Source organism: Flavobacterium agrisoli, assembly GCF_016522065.1.
Lineage (GTDB): Bacteria > Bacteroidota > Bacteroidia > Flavobacteriales > Flavobacteriaceae > Flavobacterium > Flavobacterium agrisoli.
In genome coordinates this window covers 658,118-675,179 of the sequence record NZ_JAEHFV010000002.1, presented here as the reverse complement: position 1 = coordinate 675,179, position 17,062 = coordinate 658,118, and the positions used below count along the sequence as shown (strand labels likewise).

Sequence of the window (17,062 nt, the reverse complement as noted above, 5' to 3'; positions counted from 1 at the left end):
GATTAAAGAAAACGTTTTCGTTGTTAATCACAAATATACCGAATAATGTTATTAAAATGAGTTGATTTAAGTATCCCCAAATGATTTATTTTATTGAAAGGAAACGAACCTAAAAAATAAAATATAGGTAGTAAAATAGAATTTTAAAACCATTCTTAGTAATTTTTTAGGGTTTTAGCTAATTATTTCAAAAAGTGTTTCATTTTCATATATTTGCCTAACAATTGACACCCGAATAAAATATGCGTAACCGTTTCGTTTGCATTTCTGCATCGCTTTTACTTTTTAGTCCTTTTGCCAAAGCACAATCTACCTTAGCACATGAAATTGGGGTTATTGCAGGACCTGTTGAATTTCGTTCGGATTTTGGTGAGCGCAATGATGCCTCAACGAATTTTGGAAACATGGGGTACAGTTTGGGTTTTGTACATTTTTTAAATTTCTCATACAATTCGAGACGCGAGACTTATTTTAACGAACATTTTAAAGTTCGCTCTGAAATATCTATAAACAAAACCAATTTAAAACACCACGGACAATGGGTTGAAGGCGACCCGAATCGTTTGGGAGTTCAGCAGTTGAAGGCAATGGGAGGTAAATCAACCGTTACGAATTTAGGCTCTCAATTGGAATATTTTCCGTTCATGAAAATTCATGATTTTGAGAATACGCTATACAGCTTTAGCCCTTATATTAGTGCCGGGTTGCAATTTAACTTTTACAAATCGGATATCTACTCTACTTTGGGAGAAATGGGTAGTCCTGAAGTCACTTTCCCTAAATATCTAGTTCCTTCTGACGGACATCCTTACGGATTTTCATCGGAAACAGGAGGCATTTGGTCGTTTGTTGGAGGAGCTGGTACGCACTTTAAATTATCCGAAATGCAAGATTTGCTTTTTGAAGCACGCTTTCAGTATTTTAGTTCGGATTGGGTTGATGGATTAAATCCGAATAAAAACACCTTTAAAGAAAATAAAAATAACGATTGGATGGTTTGGTTTACTTTTGGATATGTCTATTATTTAGATTAAACAAATAAATTCTATATACGTAAAATTCATTTTTAAAAAATATTTATAAAATCAAAAAGGCTGCCTCAAAAATCGAAGCAGCCTTTTTAAAACTAAATCATAACAGTAGGTTAAAACGTTATATTATTTATTTTTTGATAATCAATTTAGTTAAAACGCCTTGATTAGAAGTCACTTTTACTACATAAGTACCAGTACTCAAGCCGTTCATATCAATTGCGGATTGATTCCCTTTTTGCGATTTAACCAAAGCACCTCCTAAAGTATACACCTGTATTTGCTGAATTTCAGCATCTTGTAAATTGATATTCAACGTGTCTTGAACTGGATTAGGATAAACTGCCAAACTTGATTTAGAAACGGCATCAATTCCCAAAGTAGTTGTATTGTATGTTGTTTTAATGTAAAACAAATTAGTTGTATCCCCTTTAGTTATAGAATGCGTTCCTGCTGCTAAATTTGAAACCGTTACTATTCCGCCTGATGCTGTATAGTTGACTCCGTCTACTTTCACACGTTTGACAAAATCGCCATCAAAAACCAAAACCAAAGTACTTACCGCTGTGGTAGTAAAATCTATAGAAGTACTCGATTCCATCTTCAATCTTGAGGTTAAACTTAAACCATCATACGTAACCGAACCATTTGTTGAATTGATACTACCTGTTATAGAATAAAAACCACTCGTTTTACCACTAGCAGTAAAATTATGAACCATATCACCAGAAGGCACAGGAGTTGGGTTTACCGCATTCAAACTAATAGTACCCGTTTGGGCAACTGAAGTTCCAGCCGAACCAGTAGTACTCACACTGAAACTTACACTAGCAGTTGGAGTTCCCGAAATTGTGATGGTTTTGTTAGTTGTATTTTTAACAAATGTTATCCCATTGGCAGGCAATCCAGTTACGGTGGCATCGGTTGCATCACCTCCCCAAGTTAATACTGTTGTTTCGATAGCCTCATCGGTAACCACATCTTGCGAAAGACTTCCAGATGTCACCACTAATGTCTGCGCAGATGGCACTACAATTGTTTCGCCTTGTACCGCTTGTAAAGATGTTGTATAACCAGTTAAAGCTGCTTTTAAAGGTGCATTTACTGCATACGAAACATCATCAACCGCATTGTTAAAAGTCCATTTAAAGTCACCACCATTCAAACGCCCTGCATATTGCTCTACTTTTGTCTTAGCAACTTCTGGACTGTCTGGTGTATATTGATACATAACCGCCGAATTGGTATCGAAATTATTATAACCATTATTTCCATATCGGGATAAAACAGAAGCTGGCACTGTTTCCGAACGACTTGAAACTACGTACGCATCAAAATCGGTAGTAGCATCAATTTTTCCAGCAACTGTATACGTTGCATCGCCATAAGGAACAAAACGACTTTGCCCAACCATGTAGTTATTAAAGGCTTTAATTGACCCGCCATCCTCTTCAGAAAAAGTTGGGTAATTTTTATAATCATTAACCCCAGTTGATGGGTTGTACACATCCGATCCTTGCATAGAAGTCAACATTGGGTATTTACAGTTACGAAAATAATTGGCTTCCATAAACAAATCCGATCCTAGCGTAGAACCTGCACCATATTTTGAGTTTCCATCATAATAATTATTATAGATATGAGCCGAATAATAACGTACGCGTGGATGACGCGAATCGGAATGATCGTACCAGTTGTGGTGATAGGTTACATAACCCGGATCTGCTCCTTCACTTAAACCTAATAAATTACATTTTCCAGAATCCCAAAAGTGATTGTAAGAGAAGGTTACGTAATTTGATTTTTTACTATCCAAAGCACCATCTCCTTTTGCCTGATCAGCATCTCCTCCCGCATCTCCATAAAAGAAATCACAGTTATGTACCCAGACATACGCATTGTTCTGTTGTAATCCAATATTATCACCCTCACTGCTACTACAATTGATAGAACCAATATTTCGAATTTCAATGTTGGCCGCATTTTTTACACGAATTCCCCATCCATCTGCTGTAGCATCTTCACCTACCCCTTCAAAAGTGATATAACTAGAAGCTGTATTCGTATTTGTAATTCCATTTTCAATTACAATATCACCCCCAAGCAAGTACGAAAAGCCTTTCGTTTTTACTTGCCCAATCATACGAATAATCAAAGGTTTCGTTTCTTTTCCTTTTTTATATCCGTCTAAGATTGTCTGCAATCCTACACATGGATTTGTAGTGGCACCACTAACCGTTAAAGAAACAGTGTTCTTATTGTTTTCGGTTAGATACAAAATCACGGCATTTTCTTTCGGAGTTCCGTTTGCTTGGTAAGCCCCCGGAACTCTCCCCCCATTAAAAGCAAAACCCGAACGATCATGTGCTATTACATTTAAAGTTCCTGTAGTACTGCCTGCCGCTTCAGCACCTGAAATAACGGGTTTTACTGTAAGGGTATAACTTCCTGCAGCCAAACCCATCACATCGGCACGGAAATACGAACCGTAACTACGAATTAATTGATTGTCAATTTTAACATTGGTTTGCCCACCACCTGTATAATACACGTTGTAACTGGTTGCTCCTGTTACTGGTTCCCATTTGGCAAAAGCGGTTTCAAACCAGCCTCCCGATCCGGTAAATGTTACTGTTTGCGCCATTGATTTTACCGAAAGGAAAACCAAGGTCAAGATGAGTAAAGTTCTTTTCATACTTTTTTGATTTAAATAATAAGTTAAGTTTGGTTTATTGTCGATTATAAGATGTAATCGATTGCACGAATATATATCATTTTTTGATTTGATAAATAATTTTGAATTAAAAAATACATATCAAAAAAATAAACAATAATAAATGTGATATTCACAAATAATTCAGTTTATTATCATAAATTGAAAAATGAATCAAAAATCAAATCTTTCCTTGTATTAAATTCGAAAAAAACAAACCTAAAAGTTATTAATTTGATTTTTTTAAAGAATTAAAAATTTCAAAAAAAATCAAATATTCAACATAAAAAAAACAATAAAGTAAGAAAAATAGTAGTTATTAACTTTTAAGGAATAAAAAAAGCTCAGAAAAAACTGAGCTTTAAAGACTAAAAATATCCAAAAACAGCCTGATGAGGGGCTGAAGAATAAAAAAAATTAAAATAATCGCATCAATTCGAGCGCTTTAGAAATGGATTTTACCTGATCAAAAGTTAAAAGCAATCGCAAACCATTTACCGTTTGTTTTTCTTTCATTTTGCAAATCGAAGCATGTTGTTGTACAAATTGCAATACTTCTCTAAATTTAGCCGATTGGTAATAATCCGACTGTTGATCGGAAACAAAATAACCAATCATTTTGCCTTGTTTCATCACTAATTTTTCAATTCCCACTTTCGTAGCAATCCATTTTATGCGAATACTATTAAGCAGTGCAACGGCTTCTTTAGGCAAAGGCCCAAAACGGTCGATAAGTTTTCGTTCGTATTCTTGCAATTCTTGTTCTGTTTTAATAGCACCTAATTCGTTGTACAAAACCAAACGTTCCGAAACCGTGTTGATGTATTCATCTGGAAACAATAGTTCGAAATCGGTATCAATTTGCAAGTCTTTCACATATTCTTTGGTATCAATATTATTCTCTTCGGGATACAACTCTTTAAATTCATTTTCCTTGAGCTCTTCGATGGCTTCGTTCATGATTTTTTGATAGGTATCGAAACCAATTTCGTTGATAAATCCGCTTTGTTCTCCACCTAATAAATCACCTGCACCTCGAATTTCAAGATCTTTCATGGCAATATTAAAACCACTCCCTAATTCACTAAATTGTTCCAAAGCTTGCATTCGTTTTCGAGCTTCTTCGGTCATGGAAGAATACGGTGGGCAAATAAAATAGCAAAAAGCTTTTTTGTTACTTCTACCTACTCGACCTCTCATTTGATGCAAATCGGATAAACCAAAATTATTGGCATTATTAATAAAAATGGTATTGGCATTTGGCACATCCAAACCACTTTCGATAATTGTGGTGGCCACCAAAACATCAAATTCACCATTCATAAAAGCCAACATTAACTCTTCTAATTTCTTACCATCCATTTGACCATGTCCAATTCCAACTTTGGCATCGGGCACCAAACGCTGAATCATACCTGCCACTTCTTTGATATTTTCAATTCGGTTATTGATGAAATATACTTGTCCATTGCGCTCCAATTCATACGAAATAGCATCACGAATCAACTCTTCATTAAAGCCAACCACATTGGTTTCTATTGGATAACGGTTTGGTGGAGGTGTCGATATTACCGATAAATCACGAGCCGCCATCAACGAAAACTGTAACGTTCGCGGAATCGGTGTTGCCGTTAGCGTTAAGGTATCTACATTAGCCGCAATAGTTTTGAGTTTATCTTTTACATTTACGCCAAATTTTTGCTCCTCGTCTACAATCAACAAGCCCAAATCTTTAAAAACCACATTTTTATTCACCAACTGATGGGTTCCGATAATAATATCCAAAGTTCCCTCGGCCAATTGTTTTAAGGTTTCGGTTTTTTGTTTGGCTGATTTAAAACGATTCAAATACCCAATATTTACAGGCATATCCTTTAATCGTTCCGAAAAAGTACGGTAATGTTGGTACGCCAAAATTGTGGTTGGCACTAAAACCGCCACTTGTTTACTGTTGTCAACCGCTTTAAATGCCGCTCTAATTGCTACTTCGGTTTTACCAAAACCAACATCACCACACACCAAACGATCCATCGGTCGATCGCTCTCCATATCGGCTTTAACCTCTTGTGTCGACTTCACTTGGTCGGGTGTATCTTCGTAAATAAACGAACTTTCTAATTCGTTTTGTAAATAACTGTCGGGCGCATATTGAAAACCTTTTTCTAATCTGCGTTTGGCGTACAATTGAATTAAATTGAAAGCAATGTGTTTAACTCTCGCTTTGGTTTTTTGTTTTAAAACTTTCCAAGCGTTAGAACCTAATTTATAAATTTTTGGTGGAGCGCCATCCTTGCCATTGTATTTCGCAATTTTATGTAAGGAATGAATGCTCACATACACGATATCATTATCGGCATAAACCAATTTAATCGCTTCCTGCGTTTTACCTTCCACCTGAATTTTTTGCAAACCGCCAAACTTACCAATTCCGTGATCGATGTGTGTAACATAATCGCCAACAGCTAAAGTGGTAAGCTCTTTTAAAGTGATGTTTTGCTTTTTCGAATAGCCGTTTTTAATGGAAAACTTATGATACCGTTCAAAAATTTGATGATCGGTATAACAGCTTATTTGATGCTCTTCATCAATAAATCCTTGATATAAAGGCAGCACCACCGTATGGTATTGTTTGCGAATATTTTCGGAATTGGCCTCATCTAAAGTTTCAAAAATATCATGAAAACGCTTGGCCTGATTTTCGTTAGAACAGAGTAAATAATTTTTGAAGCCATTAAAATGATGCTCACTTAAATTATGCAACAACAAATCAAACTGTTTGTTGAATGAAGGCTGCGGCTGAATGTGGAATTCGAATTTCTTACTGCTTCTAAAAATGGGTTTTGAGGCCAATTCGATAACCGAAAAATCCAACGCTTTTTTTACAAATGTTTGCTGATTTAAGAACAAATGTTCTGGTCCAGCTTGTTTAATCTCGCCGCTTAATTTTGCAAAAGCTTCTTCGGCCTTAGCAAAAAGCTTATCCAATTGCGTTAAAAAATCTTCGGTATGTTGTAAAACCAATACGGTTTTTTCGGAAATATAATTCAAAAAACTTTCTCTGTTTTCTTGAATCAATTTGTTTTCCACATTTGGAATAATCGTAATTTTCTTTTGTGTGGCTACCGATAATTGGGTTTCGACATCAAAGGTTCGAATGGATTCGACTTCGTTTCCAAAAAATTCAATTCGGTAAGGATTATCATTTGAAAAGGAAAAAACATCCACGATACCACCTCGAACCGAAAATTCTCCAGGTTCGGTTATAAAATCCACTCTTTTAAATTCGTATTCAAACAGTACCTCGTTAATAAAATCGATTGAAATTTTATCGCCAACCGAAACTTTCAAGGTATTTTTATCCAATTCCTTTCGAGTAACTACTTTTTCAAAAAGTGCTTCTGGATAGGTAACAATTAAAGCTGGTTTTTTCCGAGAATTAATTCGATTTAAAACCTCCGCACGCAGTAAAACATTGGCATTATCGGTCTCTTCAATTTGATACGGTCTACGATAAGACGCCGGGTAAAACAGCACATCATTGTCACCCACAATTTGCTCCAAGTCGTTTAAATAATACGCCGCTTCTTCTTTATTTTGAAAAACAAGCAAAAAAGGCAATTCCGATTGTAAAAACAGAGAGCGGATTTGAAACGACAAGGCCGATCCCAATAAACCGCTCAAGTGCAATTTAATTTCGGTTTGACTCTGTAATAAATGTACTATTTGCCCGGTTTTGGGCGCGTTGTCATAGGTGTTATATAAGGCAGCTTTACTCAATTCGATGTTTTTAAAGGTATATTGGGTGTATCCGGAATCGCTCTAGCGGTATCTTTAAGCATTTGAATTAATTCGGATTCCCCTTCTTCTTTTGGTATTTTGTCCACTTCGACAATTTTATCCATTTGCCGTTGCAAAGACACCAATTCTTTGTTGATATCGCCAATTAAAAAAACCACTTTATCATCTGGAATTTTATCCAAATGAATAAATAAATTCATCATTTCGATTTTTGTCAACAGTACCGAAAGCCTGCTTTTTATGGCAGGATTATTAAACTGAGGTGGAATTGTAGTGGTTAAAAGATAGGTTTTTTTAACAATTGTAGTGGATTTTTTCTGAAAAGCTCCGATGGTTTTTTGCGGTTTTCCGCCTAATTCGGCCAAAAACGAACGCCACTCGTTCCAAGTAGATTGGGTTTCCAACGCTACTTCGTTAATTGGTTCGTTGTAAAAAGACCAATTTTTGCTAATGTTGGTAAAAATGACTTCTTTTCGTTTGGCTTCTTTTTGATTTTCGGCTAAACGTTTTTCGTTTGAATCTTGACAAGAAGCAAGTAATGCCAACAAAAAAAACAAACAGAATCTTTTGTAGTTCATGTATTTCGAAATTAGCTCACAAAGTTACAAAGTAATTTTACATTTCTGACCAATGAAAGGCCATGTTTAAACAGAGAAAAATCGTTAAATTTAAGTGAAACCTAGGTAATTGAAACGTATTTATACATTTCAAATAACCATTTCAGGAATTTCAGAAGCGATGATTAAATCGGCTTCGGTAGCATTAATGATGTGTTCTACAGAAACTCCCGGAGCGCGCTCTAGCAATTGAAAACCATTTGGCGTAACTTGTAAAACAGCCAATTCGGTAACTATTTTTTTTACGCAACCTACACCTGTTAGCGGCAAAGTGCATTTTTTCAAAATCTTGGATTCGCCCGCTTTATTAACGTGCATCATGGCTACAATAATATTTTCTGCCGATGCAACTAAATCCATGGCTCCGCCCATTCCTTTTACCATTTTTCCAGGAATTTTCCAGTTGGCAATATCCCCATTTTCAGAAACTTCCATAGCGCCTAAAATCGTTAAATCGACTTTTTTACTTCGTATCATGCCGAAACTAAAGGCCGAATCAAAAAAACTAGCTCCTGGCAAAGTCGTAATCGTTTGTTTTCCAGCGTTTATAATATCGGCATCTTCTTCGCCTTCAAACGGAAAAGGCCCCATTCCTAAAACACCATTCTCACTTTGAAATTCAACCGAAATATCAGCTCTAACGTAATTAGCTACTAAAGTGGGAATACCAATCCCTAGGTTAACAAAATAACCATCTTGCACTTCTTTTGCTATTCGTTTTGCAATTCCTATTTTATCTAACATTTTGTGGATGTATTAACTGTTTTTAGAACGAACCGTGCGTTGCTCGATTCTTTTTTCGAATTTAGCTCCTTGAAAAATGCGTTGCACCATAATACCCGGAATATGAATTTGATTGGGATCTAACATTCCGGCTGGTACTAATTCTTCTACTTCTGCAATAGTAATAGGGGCAGCTCCCGCCATACACGCATTAAAATTGCGAGCCGTTCCTTTGAAAATTAAATTTCCTGCCTCATCGCCTTTCCATGCTTTCACTATAGAAAAGTCGGCTTTAAAGGCTTCCTCCATGATATGCATTTTCCCATTAAACTCTCGCACCTCTTTGCCTTGAGCTACTTCGGTTCCGTAACCTGCTGGCGTAAAAAAAGCAGGAATTCCGGCTTGCGCTGCACGGCATTTTTCGGCTAAAGTACCTTGTGGTGTCAATTCAACTTCTAATTCACCCGAAAGCATTTGCCGCTCAAATTCGGCATTTTCGCCTACATAGGAAGAAATCATTTTTTTGATTTGCCTCTTTTGCAAAAGCAAACCCAAACCAAAATCATCTACTCCGGCATTGTTAGAAATACAGGTTAAATCTTTGGTTTCTTTAATAACCAATTCGGCAATCGAGTTTTCGGGAATACCGCACAATCCAAATCCACCAAATAAAATGGTCATTCCATTTTCAATTCCTTGAAGGGCATCTTGAACGCTAGTTACTTTTTTAGAAATCATATTACAGCATTTTGCTTTCTAAATTTACATAAATATTATGGAATCAAAAAATGAAGATTTCACAAAAAAGTACCTGCCATTATATTTGATTTTACAGAAAAGCAAAAAACAAAACTTTAAAAAAGCAAAAACCCACAACTTCTAAAAAATTGTGGGTTTTTAAATTTCATCTGAAACACTATAAAAAAGAAAGCTTACAATTCAAATTCATCTGTGTTTTGCTCTGGATTGATGGTGTCTTTTACTTTTTTAGGCACATAACAATCTACTTTTATAGAAAGATTGGCTGGTCGTTCAAAATTGCCTTTGGATACTTTTAGTTCTGGATCGGCATAACATTTTTTCATAAAATACCCCCAAACCGGCAAAGCGGCTGTTGCTCCTTGACCGTAGGTGATGCTTTTGAAACGTGCCGAACGATCCTCGCAACCTACCCAAACACCCGTAACTAAATTAGGTACCATCCCCATAAACCACCCATCCGACTGATTTTGTGTTGTTCCTGTTTTTCCCGCAATTGGGTTGGTGAACATGTAAGGATAACCCGTCCAGCGTTTATCGCCATTTCCGCCATATTGGGTACGCAAACGAGATCCAGAACCGCCTTCGGTAACGCCTTCTAATAATTTCACAACAGCAAAGGCAATGTCTTTATTTAAAACATCGTGTGATTCCGGAATTGGTTCGTAAATTACCTCGCCACTTTTATTTTCAATTCGGTTTAAAAATTGCGGTTTTACATACACACCTTGATTAGCAAAAGTACTGTAAGCCGCCACCATTTCTTCTACCGTAATATCTACTGCCCCTAAAGCAATAGAAGGCTGATTGGGAATATTCGTTTTAATTCCGAGTTTATGAGCCAAACTCACCACTGCTTCGGGGCCAGTGCGGTCGATTAATTTTGCTGAAATGGTATTGATCGAATTGGCTAATGCTTTTTTCAACGTCACCATTCCGACATACGTATTATTAGAGTTTTTTGGTGTCCAGGTTTCCGTAACATGATGACGTCCTACAGGAATCGTAAATGGCGCATCAATAATTGAATCGCAAGGAGACATATTAAGCTCTTCGATAGCCGTTGCATACACAAAAGGTTTAAAAGTAGACCCTACTTGACGCGCACCTTGTCCTACGTGATCGTATTGAAAATACTTGTAATTAATACCTCCCACCCACGCTTTTATACTTCCAGTTTGAGGCTCCATTGCCATTAATCCGGACTGCAAGAAATGTTTGTAATATCGAATAGAATCGGTTGGCGTCATCACCGTATCGCGCTCTCCTTTCCAAGTAAACACGCGCATTTTGGTTTTTACACCAAAAGATTTAATGATTTCGTCGTCTGTCTTATCAGCGCCTTTCATTACGTACCAACGATTAGAAGCCTTCATGGCTTGCATCATAATGCGGTTGGTTTCTTTTTCGGTAATATTCACAAAAGGCGCATTTTTATTGCCTTTTGATTGAATAAAAAATTCTTCTTGTAAGTTTGCCATGTGCGCTTCTACGGCTTCTTCGGCGTACTTTTGCATTCTCGAATCGATGGTGGTGTAAATTTTCAAACCATCTTTATAAATATCATAATCGGTGCCGTCTGGTTTTTTGTTTTCGGCAACCCATTTTTTCATGTAATCCCTAAGGTATTCTCTAAAGTAAGTGGCAGTACCTTCACGGTGACTTTCTAATTTAAAGTGCAACGTAATCGGTAAGGATTGCAAACTGTCTTTTTCGGCTTTGCTAATCATTTTTGCTTTTTGCATTTGCGCCAGTACCACATTACGTCGGTTTTTAACTCCAACAGGATTTCTAACCGGATTGTACAAACCTGAATTTTTGAACATACCGACCAAAATAGCCGATTCGTCAACTGTTAAGTCTTTCGGTTCTTTAGAAAAATAAGTTTGAGCGGCAGAGCTTACTCCAACGGCATAATTACCAAAATCGTACACATTGCAATACATGGCTAAAATTTCGTTTTTGGTGTATTGTCTCTCTAAACGAGTAGCAATAATCCACTCTTTAATTTTTTGTACAATTCGAAATGGCAAAAATTTAGAACCCTCGCCATGAAACAATTGTTTGGCCAATTGCTGCGTTAAAGTACTCGCACCTCCGTTAGTTCCTAAGGTGAAAACCGCACGAAGGGTTCCGCGGGCATCAATACCCGAGTGTTCGTAAAAACGTTCGTCTTCGGTAGCGACTAACGCATCGACCAAATTTTTGGGTAAATCCGAATATTTTAATTGCGATCTGTTGGTTTGAAAATACTTCCCAATAACCACGCCATCAGAAGAAATAATCTCGGTAGCCAAATTAGAATCTGGATTTTCTAAATCTTCAAACGAAGGCATTGGACCAAAAATTCCCCACGAAGCAAACAGGAAAAACGTGATGATTCCTAAAAGTCCGTAGCCATAAATTTTCCAAAACTTCTTCGTATAGTTTTTGTATTCGGTATTCGATTTTGCTGTATTGTTTTTTTTGGTAGCCATAAATGTAGTAATCTATTCTTTTGATTCAATTCTAAAACCAACATCTGTAATGCCTTGCAGTTCTTGTACTCCGGCCACTTTGCCCGATTCGCGAACTGCTTGTTTTATATGCACTTTATAATGTCCTCTAAACTTTACATTTTCTTTATAAAAAAGTTTGCTTTCTTTGATGTCCGAAAAGCCATTTCCCATAAGAGTCCCGTCGGGATTGGCCATTTGATACTCTAAAGTATCTACTTTAGTAAAACCATTTTCCATTTCGGTAGAGACAATTAAGAACAAATTGTTGTACGGAAAGTTGTTATTGGCTCTTAAATTCACAAACAAATCATACCTTTTGGTAGAGTCTAATTTTGGCAAATCAAAGGTAATTATACTGTCTTTATGCCATGCACTTCCAACCGATTGATAGGTATCAAACACTCTTTTTTTATCACAAGAAAAAAGCAGCACCGCCAAAAGAAGCAGTAGGATACTATTTTTTATTCTCATTTTTAGAATTCGTTATGGGTTTTTTAAACTCCTTATTTTTTCCTTCTGTGGGATTTTGGGAGTTGTTTTTATTTTTAGCCGGCTTGTTCGGGTTTTTATGCAATTTATTTGGATTCGAATGGCGCGCTTTTGGATTAGCATTCGGATTCGAATTCTGATTTGGGTTTTGGTTTGGATTGTTTTTGGCTTTAATTTCTGGTTTATTACCTTGCGGCACTAACACATTATCGCCTGTGTTTTTGCGTTTACGAGACGGTTTTTTCTTACGTTTTGGCTGATCAAAACGTGTTAAACTTTCTTGTCCCATAGCGTTATTGAAGTCTTTTTGAGGTTCGGCCTCGGTTTCAAGAGCATAATCTTCTAACGACGAAACTTTGTTTTTTAGTTTATTCTCGGCAATAATTTCTTTGACTTGATCGATTTTTAAAACATGCCAATTTGCAAAATTATTAGTGTATGCAAACCACATTAAACCCTTAAAAATATCTTGTTTTTGACAAATAGCATCTCCTTTTTCGGTGCTTAATTTTACATCATATTCCGGAAAATCCTTTAAGGCATCCAAATAAGTATCGAGTTCGTAATTCAAACAACATTTTAATTTTCCGCATTGTCCTGCTAATTTTTGCGGATTTAAAGAAAGTTGTTGGTAACGAGCGGCCGATGTGTTAACGCTTCTAAAATCGGTCAACCAAGTCGAACAACAAAGTTCTCTTCCGCAAGAACCAATTCCGCCCAAACGAGCTGCTTCCTGACGGAAACCAACTTGTTTCATTTCGATTCGGGTATTGAATTCTTTTGCAAAATCTTTAATTAATTGTCTAAAATCAACGCGGTCATTGGCTGTATAGTAAAACGTTGCTTTTGATCCATCGCCTTGAAATTCGATATCCGAAATTTTCATTTCCAACTTTTGCATAATCGCCAATTCGCGTGCGCGTACCTTCATTGGTTCTTCGCGCTCACGAGCTACCGACCAAATATCGATGTCTTTTTGCGTTGCTTTTCGGTAAATTTTAGGGATTTCATTAGCATCAGGATTAACGCCTTTTTTCTTCATTTGAATACGAACTAACTCGCCCGTAAGCGTTACAATTCCGATGTCATGCCCCGGAGAAGCTACTGTAGCTACAATATCTCCAATACTTAACGTTAGTTTTTCGGTATTTCTATAAAAATCTTTTCTTCCATTTTTAAAACGCACTTCCACGCAATCAAAAGGAGCATCGCCATTAGGCATACTCATATTCGAAAGCCAATCGAAAACCGTTAATTTGTTGCAGCTATCGGTGCCGCAAGTCCCATTATTTTTACAACCTTTAGGAGCGCCTCCGTCTGCGGTTGAACAACTTGTACATGCCATAATGTTATATGTAGTGTTACACAAAAGGTAACTTAAGTTCGTACTATCTTTAATCGGTAAAGATAGTATTTTTTAAAGTTAAGTTGCAATTTGTAAAAAGAGCGTTATCTCATAAATTTTTTATAAATAAGTAGCGATTTAACAAAATAAAGCTTCTTTTAAAAATTTCACCAACTTAATTTTCTATTTCAAGTTAAACCACATCAGCTTCTGCTTGTCAAACTATAACAAAACTTTATAGTTACTAGTAAATTCTTGAAATTAATCTTTGTAACTTTGCTGTTCATTAAAGTTAAACGTAAAAATAAAAAATATGTATCCAGAAGAAATGGTAAAACCAATGCAAGCGGAATTAACTGCTGCGGGTTTTCAAGATTTACATACTGCTTCCGATGTTGAAAATGCCATTAAAGCAGAAGGAACTACTTTGGTAGTTGTAAACTCGGTTTGTGGTTGTGCTGCAAGAAATGCGCGCCCAGGAGCAAAAATGAGTTTAGATGGAGCTAAAAAACCAGATCATTTGATTACGGTTTTTGCTGGTGTTGATAAAGAAGCGGTTGATGCGGCTAGACAACACATGTTTCCTTTTCCTCCATCATCGCCAAGTATGGCTTTGTTTAAAAATGGTGAATTGGTTCACATGTTAGAGCGTCACCATATTGAAGGTCGTCCGGCTGAATTAATTGCCGAAAACTTACAAGATGCTTACCAAGAATTTTGCTAAGCCGTAAAATTTTATAAATAAAAAAGGGGTTTTGTATTTGCAAAACCCCTTTTTTATTGGTCCATTTTTATTCATCCGAATCTTTTTCTTCTACATCTTTATAATCTGGATAAAGAAACTTGTTATACGGAAAACGTGTAATATGTATTTGCCGGACGGCCTCGTACACTCGTTCTCTAAATTCTTCAAAATTTTCTTTATTAGTAGCCGATATAAACAAGGCATTTTCGGCTCCTACTCGATTCATCCAAGTCGATTTCCATTCGCTTAGGGTATAATGTCTCGGTGTTTTTTCGGTCATTAAATCATCCTCGGCAATTGTAAGGTGTTTGTACGAGTCAATTTTATTGAAAACCATAATAGTTGGTTTGTCATTTGCTTTAATATCTTGCAAAATTTGATTTACCGAAGCAATATGATCTTCAAAATCAGGATGCGAAATATCTACTACATGCAACAACAAATCGGCTTCGCGAACTTCATCGAGAGTACTTTTAAACGATTCTACCAATTGTGTAGGCAATTTTCGAATAAAACCAACGGTGTCCGAAAGTAAAAAAGGCAAGTTTTTAATTACTACTTTCCGAACTGTGGTGTCCAAAGTAGCAAACAATTTATTTTCAACAAACACTTCACTTTTACCAATTGCATTCATTAATGTTGATTTTCCAACATTGGTATATCCCACCAAAGCCACACGAACCATGGCTCCGCGGTTGCTACGCTGAATTGCCATTTGTTTGTCGATTGTTTTGATTTTTTCTTTTAATAACGAAATCCGATCTCGAACAATTCGACGGTCGGTTTCAATTTCGGTTTCCCCCGGCCCGCGCATTCCAATACCTCCTTTTTGTCTCTCTAAGTGCGTCCACAAACCCGAAAGTCTTGGCAGTAAATATTGACATTGCGCCAATTCTACTTGTGTTCTTGCATACGAAGTTTCGGCTCTTTGAGCAAAAATATCCAAAATCAAATTGGTGCGATCTAGAATTTTACAATCTATAATTCGGGATATGTTTTTTTGTTGTGAAGGCGAAAGCTCATCATCAAATATTAAAGTTGAAATGTTATTTTCTTTTACATAATGATGAATTTCGTCAATTTTACCCGTACCCAAAAAAGTCTTCGGATTGGGTTTGTCCATTTTTTGCCAAAAACGTTTAATCACCTCTCCGCCGGCAGTAAAAGTTAAAAACTCTAATTCGTCTAAATATTCGGTAAGTTTTTCTTCATTTTGATTTTGCGTGACAATACCAACAATGGCTGTTCGCTCAAAATTTAATATTTCTTTTTCTAACATAGCTATAAATAAGCTACAAATTTAAGCAATTCTGACCACTAAAAAACAGCTTTAAGAGTTAAGTATCAAAAACAAAAAATCCAATTGCTTTAATTAAAAAACAATTGGATTTTTGAACTATTTTAAAATAACACTACTCGTAATAATAGGTGGCATCAGTCACTACCAAACCATCCCCTTCAATTACATGGCTGGTTTGCGGGTAATTTTGCGCATTATACTTGAATTTTTTACTAATTGGAGTGTACTTATCCGAAGTCGCTTTAAACGTCAATTCATTGTTCTCAGAGATGGATTGAAAATCGAACTCTTCGTCATAAAACGAAATTAACGGCGTTATCACTTTGTAATGAACGCCAAAAAGATTTTGAACGATTAACAAATCGGCCGATCCTTTGTCATCATACGTAAACATTTTTATCGATTTATCGCCCACCAATCCAGTATGTCGGGTTACATTTCCGTTATTATAAGCGTATTCCGTTTTTCCGATAATTTGCTTGTTTCGGTCGCGGAGCACACGGCGCGCAATCAATCCATTTTCTACCACATATTCTACATCTTCAACCAATTGTTGGTGGCTATTACTTCGTTTTGCTTCAGCTTTAATTCGAGCACCTTCATAGGTAAATTTGACACTTTTGGTTACATATTCATTACCTTCTTGGTATTTTTTACTAAATTGAAGAATGCGCCCATCTGGATCATATTTAAAACCCGTCACTTCTTTCCAGTCACTTCCAACCCGTTCTTTGGTTGTTTTGTTTAGGAGTCCGTTTTCATCATAAAAAAAATGCTGAATAACATCCGAAGTTTTCACTGAAGCCAATTTTCCTTCTTTAAAAAGGATGTCTTTGTTGATGATTTCGCCGTTTTTGGACGTTTTGTAGAATTTTTGAACGACTTTAATCTGTTTTAAAACAGGATACTGCGCATGCGCAATAGATACAGCCCACAAACAAAGGGCCGCTAAGTAATTTTTTAGCATAGGATTACATTTAGATTTGGAATTGCCAAAATACAAAATTCATCCCAAGACAAAAATTTTACAAAAGAAAAACTACA

Annotated in this window: 12 protein-coding genes; 2 read left to right on the top strand and 10 right to left on the bottom strand. The window is 36.3% G+C overall.

Going from position 1 to position 17,062, the window contains the following annotated elements:
• The first annotated feature begins 242 nt into the window (after window positions 1-242).
• The gene (locus I5M07_RS07950) at window positions 243-1,034 is read left to right on the top strand and encodes a THC0290_0291 family protein (RefSeq protein WP_200105683.1); all 792 of its coding nucleotides are present in this window, start codon (window positions 243-245) and stop codon (window positions 1,032-1,034) included.
• A gap of 127 nt (window positions 1,035-1,161) precedes the next feature.
• Here the strand turns inward: I5M07_RS07950 and I5M07_RS07945 are convergent, their stop codons facing one another.
• The 8 genes from I5M07_RS07945 to I5M07_RS07910 form a co-directional block, all read right to left on the bottom strand.
• Window positions 1,162-3,726 carry a pectate lyase family protein gene (locus I5M07_RS07945; RefSeq protein ID WP_200105682.1) on the bottom strand — a complete coding sequence of 855 codons (2,565 nt, stop codon included), beginning with the start codon at window positions 3,724-3,726 and terminating at the stop codon, window positions 1,162-1,164.
• A 435-nt stretch (window positions 3,727-4,161) separates the two neighbouring features.
• Window positions 4,162-7,521 carry a transcription-repair coupling factor gene (mfd, locus tag I5M07_RS07940; RefSeq protein ID WP_200105681.1) on the bottom strand — a complete coding sequence of 1,120 codons (3,360 nt, stop codon included), beginning with the start codon at window positions 7,519-7,521 and terminating at the stop codon, window positions 4,162-4,164.
• Window positions 7,518-8,120: a hypothetical protein gene (locus I5M07_RS07935; protein ID WP_200105680.1), complete on the bottom strand. Its 603-nt coding sequence runs from the start codon at window positions 8,118-8,120 to the stop codon at window positions 7,518-7,520. The genes mfd and I5M07_RS07935 overlap by 4 nt, the downstream gene beginning before the upstream one ends.
• Window positions 8,121-8,249: 129 nt before the next feature.
• The gene (locus tag I5M07_RS07930) at window positions 8,250-8,903 is read right to left on the bottom strand and encodes a 3-oxoacid CoA-transferase subunit B (protein WP_200105679.1); all 654 of its coding nucleotides are present in this window, start codon (window positions 8,901-8,903) and stop codon (window positions 8,250-8,252) included.
• Between the two features lie 12 nt (window positions 8,904-8,915).
• Window positions 8,916-9,620, bottom strand: a complete 705-nt coding sequence (locus I5M07_RS07925) for a CoA transferase subunit A (RefSeq protein WP_200105678.1) — start codon at window positions 9,618-9,620, stop codon at window positions 8,916-8,918.
• A 194-nt stretch (window positions 9,621-9,814) separates the two neighbouring features.
• Entirely contained in the window at window positions 9,815-12,118 is a 2,304-nt protein-coding gene (locus I5M07_RS07920) for a penicillin-binding protein 1A (RefSeq protein WP_200105677.1), read from the bottom strand.
• A 12-nt stretch (window positions 12,119-12,130) separates the two neighbouring features.
• Window positions 12,131-12,610, bottom strand: a complete 480-nt coding sequence (locus tag I5M07_RS07915) for a gliding motility lipoprotein GldH (RefSeq protein ID WP_200105676.1) — start codon at window positions 12,608-12,610, stop codon at window positions 12,131-12,133.
• Complete coding sequence (locus tag I5M07_RS07910) at window positions 12,594-13,973, bottom strand: PSP1 domain-containing protein (protein WP_200105675.1); 1,380 nt, start codon at window positions 13,971-13,973, stop codon at window positions 12,594-12,596. Before I5M07_RS07910 ends, I5M07_RS07915 begins: the two co-directional genes overlap by 17 nt.
• Window positions 13,974-14,286: 313 nt before the next feature.
• Here I5M07_RS07910 and I5M07_RS07905 point away from each other — a divergent pair, with 313 nt between their 5' ends.
• Window positions 14,287-14,697, top strand: a complete 411-nt coding sequence (locus tag I5M07_RS07905) for a BrxA/BrxB family bacilliredoxin (RefSeq protein ID WP_200105674.1) — start codon at window positions 14,287-14,289, stop codon at window positions 14,695-14,697.
• Between the two features lie 67 nt (window positions 14,698-14,764).
• Here the strand turns inward: I5M07_RS07905 and hflX are convergent, their stop codons facing one another.
• Window positions 14,765-15,997: a GTPase HflX gene (gene hflX, locus I5M07_RS07900; protein ID WP_200105673.1), complete on the bottom strand. Its 1,233-nt coding sequence runs from the start codon at window positions 15,995-15,997 to the stop codon at window positions 14,765-14,767.
• Between the two features lie 133 nt (window positions 15,998-16,130).
• The gene (locus I5M07_RS07895; RefSeq protein WP_200105672.1) at window positions 16,131-16,985 is read right to left on the bottom strand and encodes a hypothetical protein; all 855 of its coding nucleotides are present in this window, start codon (window positions 16,983-16,985) and stop codon (window positions 16,131-16,133) included.
• Window positions 16,986-17,062 lie beyond the last annotated feature (77 nt).

What these genes read in the sequence shown, in the direction of transcription:
- I5M07_RS07925 (WP_200105678.1), bottom strand. Translation starts at nt 9,620, where the DNA reads ATGATTTCTAAAAAAGTAACTAGCGTTCAAGATGCCCTTCAAGGAATT.
- I5M07_RS07950 (WP_200105683.1), top strand. Translation starts at nt 243, where the DNA reads ATGCGTAACCGTTTCGTTTGCATTTCTGCATCGCTTTTACTTTTTAGT.
- I5M07_RS07895 (WP_200105672.1), bottom strand. Translation starts at nt 16,985, where the DNA reads ATGCTAAAAAATTACTTAGCGGCCCTTTGTTTGTGGGCTGTATCTATT.
- I5M07_RS07910 (WP_200105675.1), bottom strand. Translation starts at nt 13,973, where the DNA reads ATGGCATGTACAAGTTGTTCAACCGCAGACGGAGGCGCTCCTAAAGGT.
- I5M07_RS07945 (WP_200105682.1), bottom strand. Translation starts at nt 3,726, where the DNA reads ATGAAAAGAACTTTACTCATCTTGACCTTGGTTTTCCTTTCGGTAAAA.
- I5M07_RS07935 (WP_200105680.1), bottom strand. Translation starts at nt 8,120, where the DNA reads ATGAACTACAAAAGATTCTGTTTGTTTTTTTTGTTGGCATTACTTGCT.
- I5M07_RS07920 (WP_200105677.1), bottom strand. Translation starts at nt 12,118, where the DNA reads ATGGCTACCAAAAAAAACAATACAGCAAAATCGAATACCGAATACAAA.
- hflX (WP_200105673.1), bottom strand. Translation starts at nt 15,997, where the DNA reads ATGTTAGAAAAAGAAATATTAAATTTTGAGCGAACAGCCATTGTTGGT.
- I5M07_RS07915 (WP_200105676.1), bottom strand. Translation starts at nt 12,610, where the DNA reads ATGAGAATAAAAAATAGTATCCTACTGCTTCTTTTGGCGGTGCTGCTT.
- I5M07_RS07930 (WP_200105679.1), bottom strand. Translation starts at nt 8,903, where the DNA reads ATGTTAGATAAAATAGGAATTGCAAAACGAATAGCAAAAGAAGTGCAA.
- I5M07_RS07905 (WP_200105674.1), top strand. Translation starts at nt 14,287, where the DNA reads ATGTATCCAGAAGAAATGGTAAAACCAATGCAAGCGGAATTAACTGCT.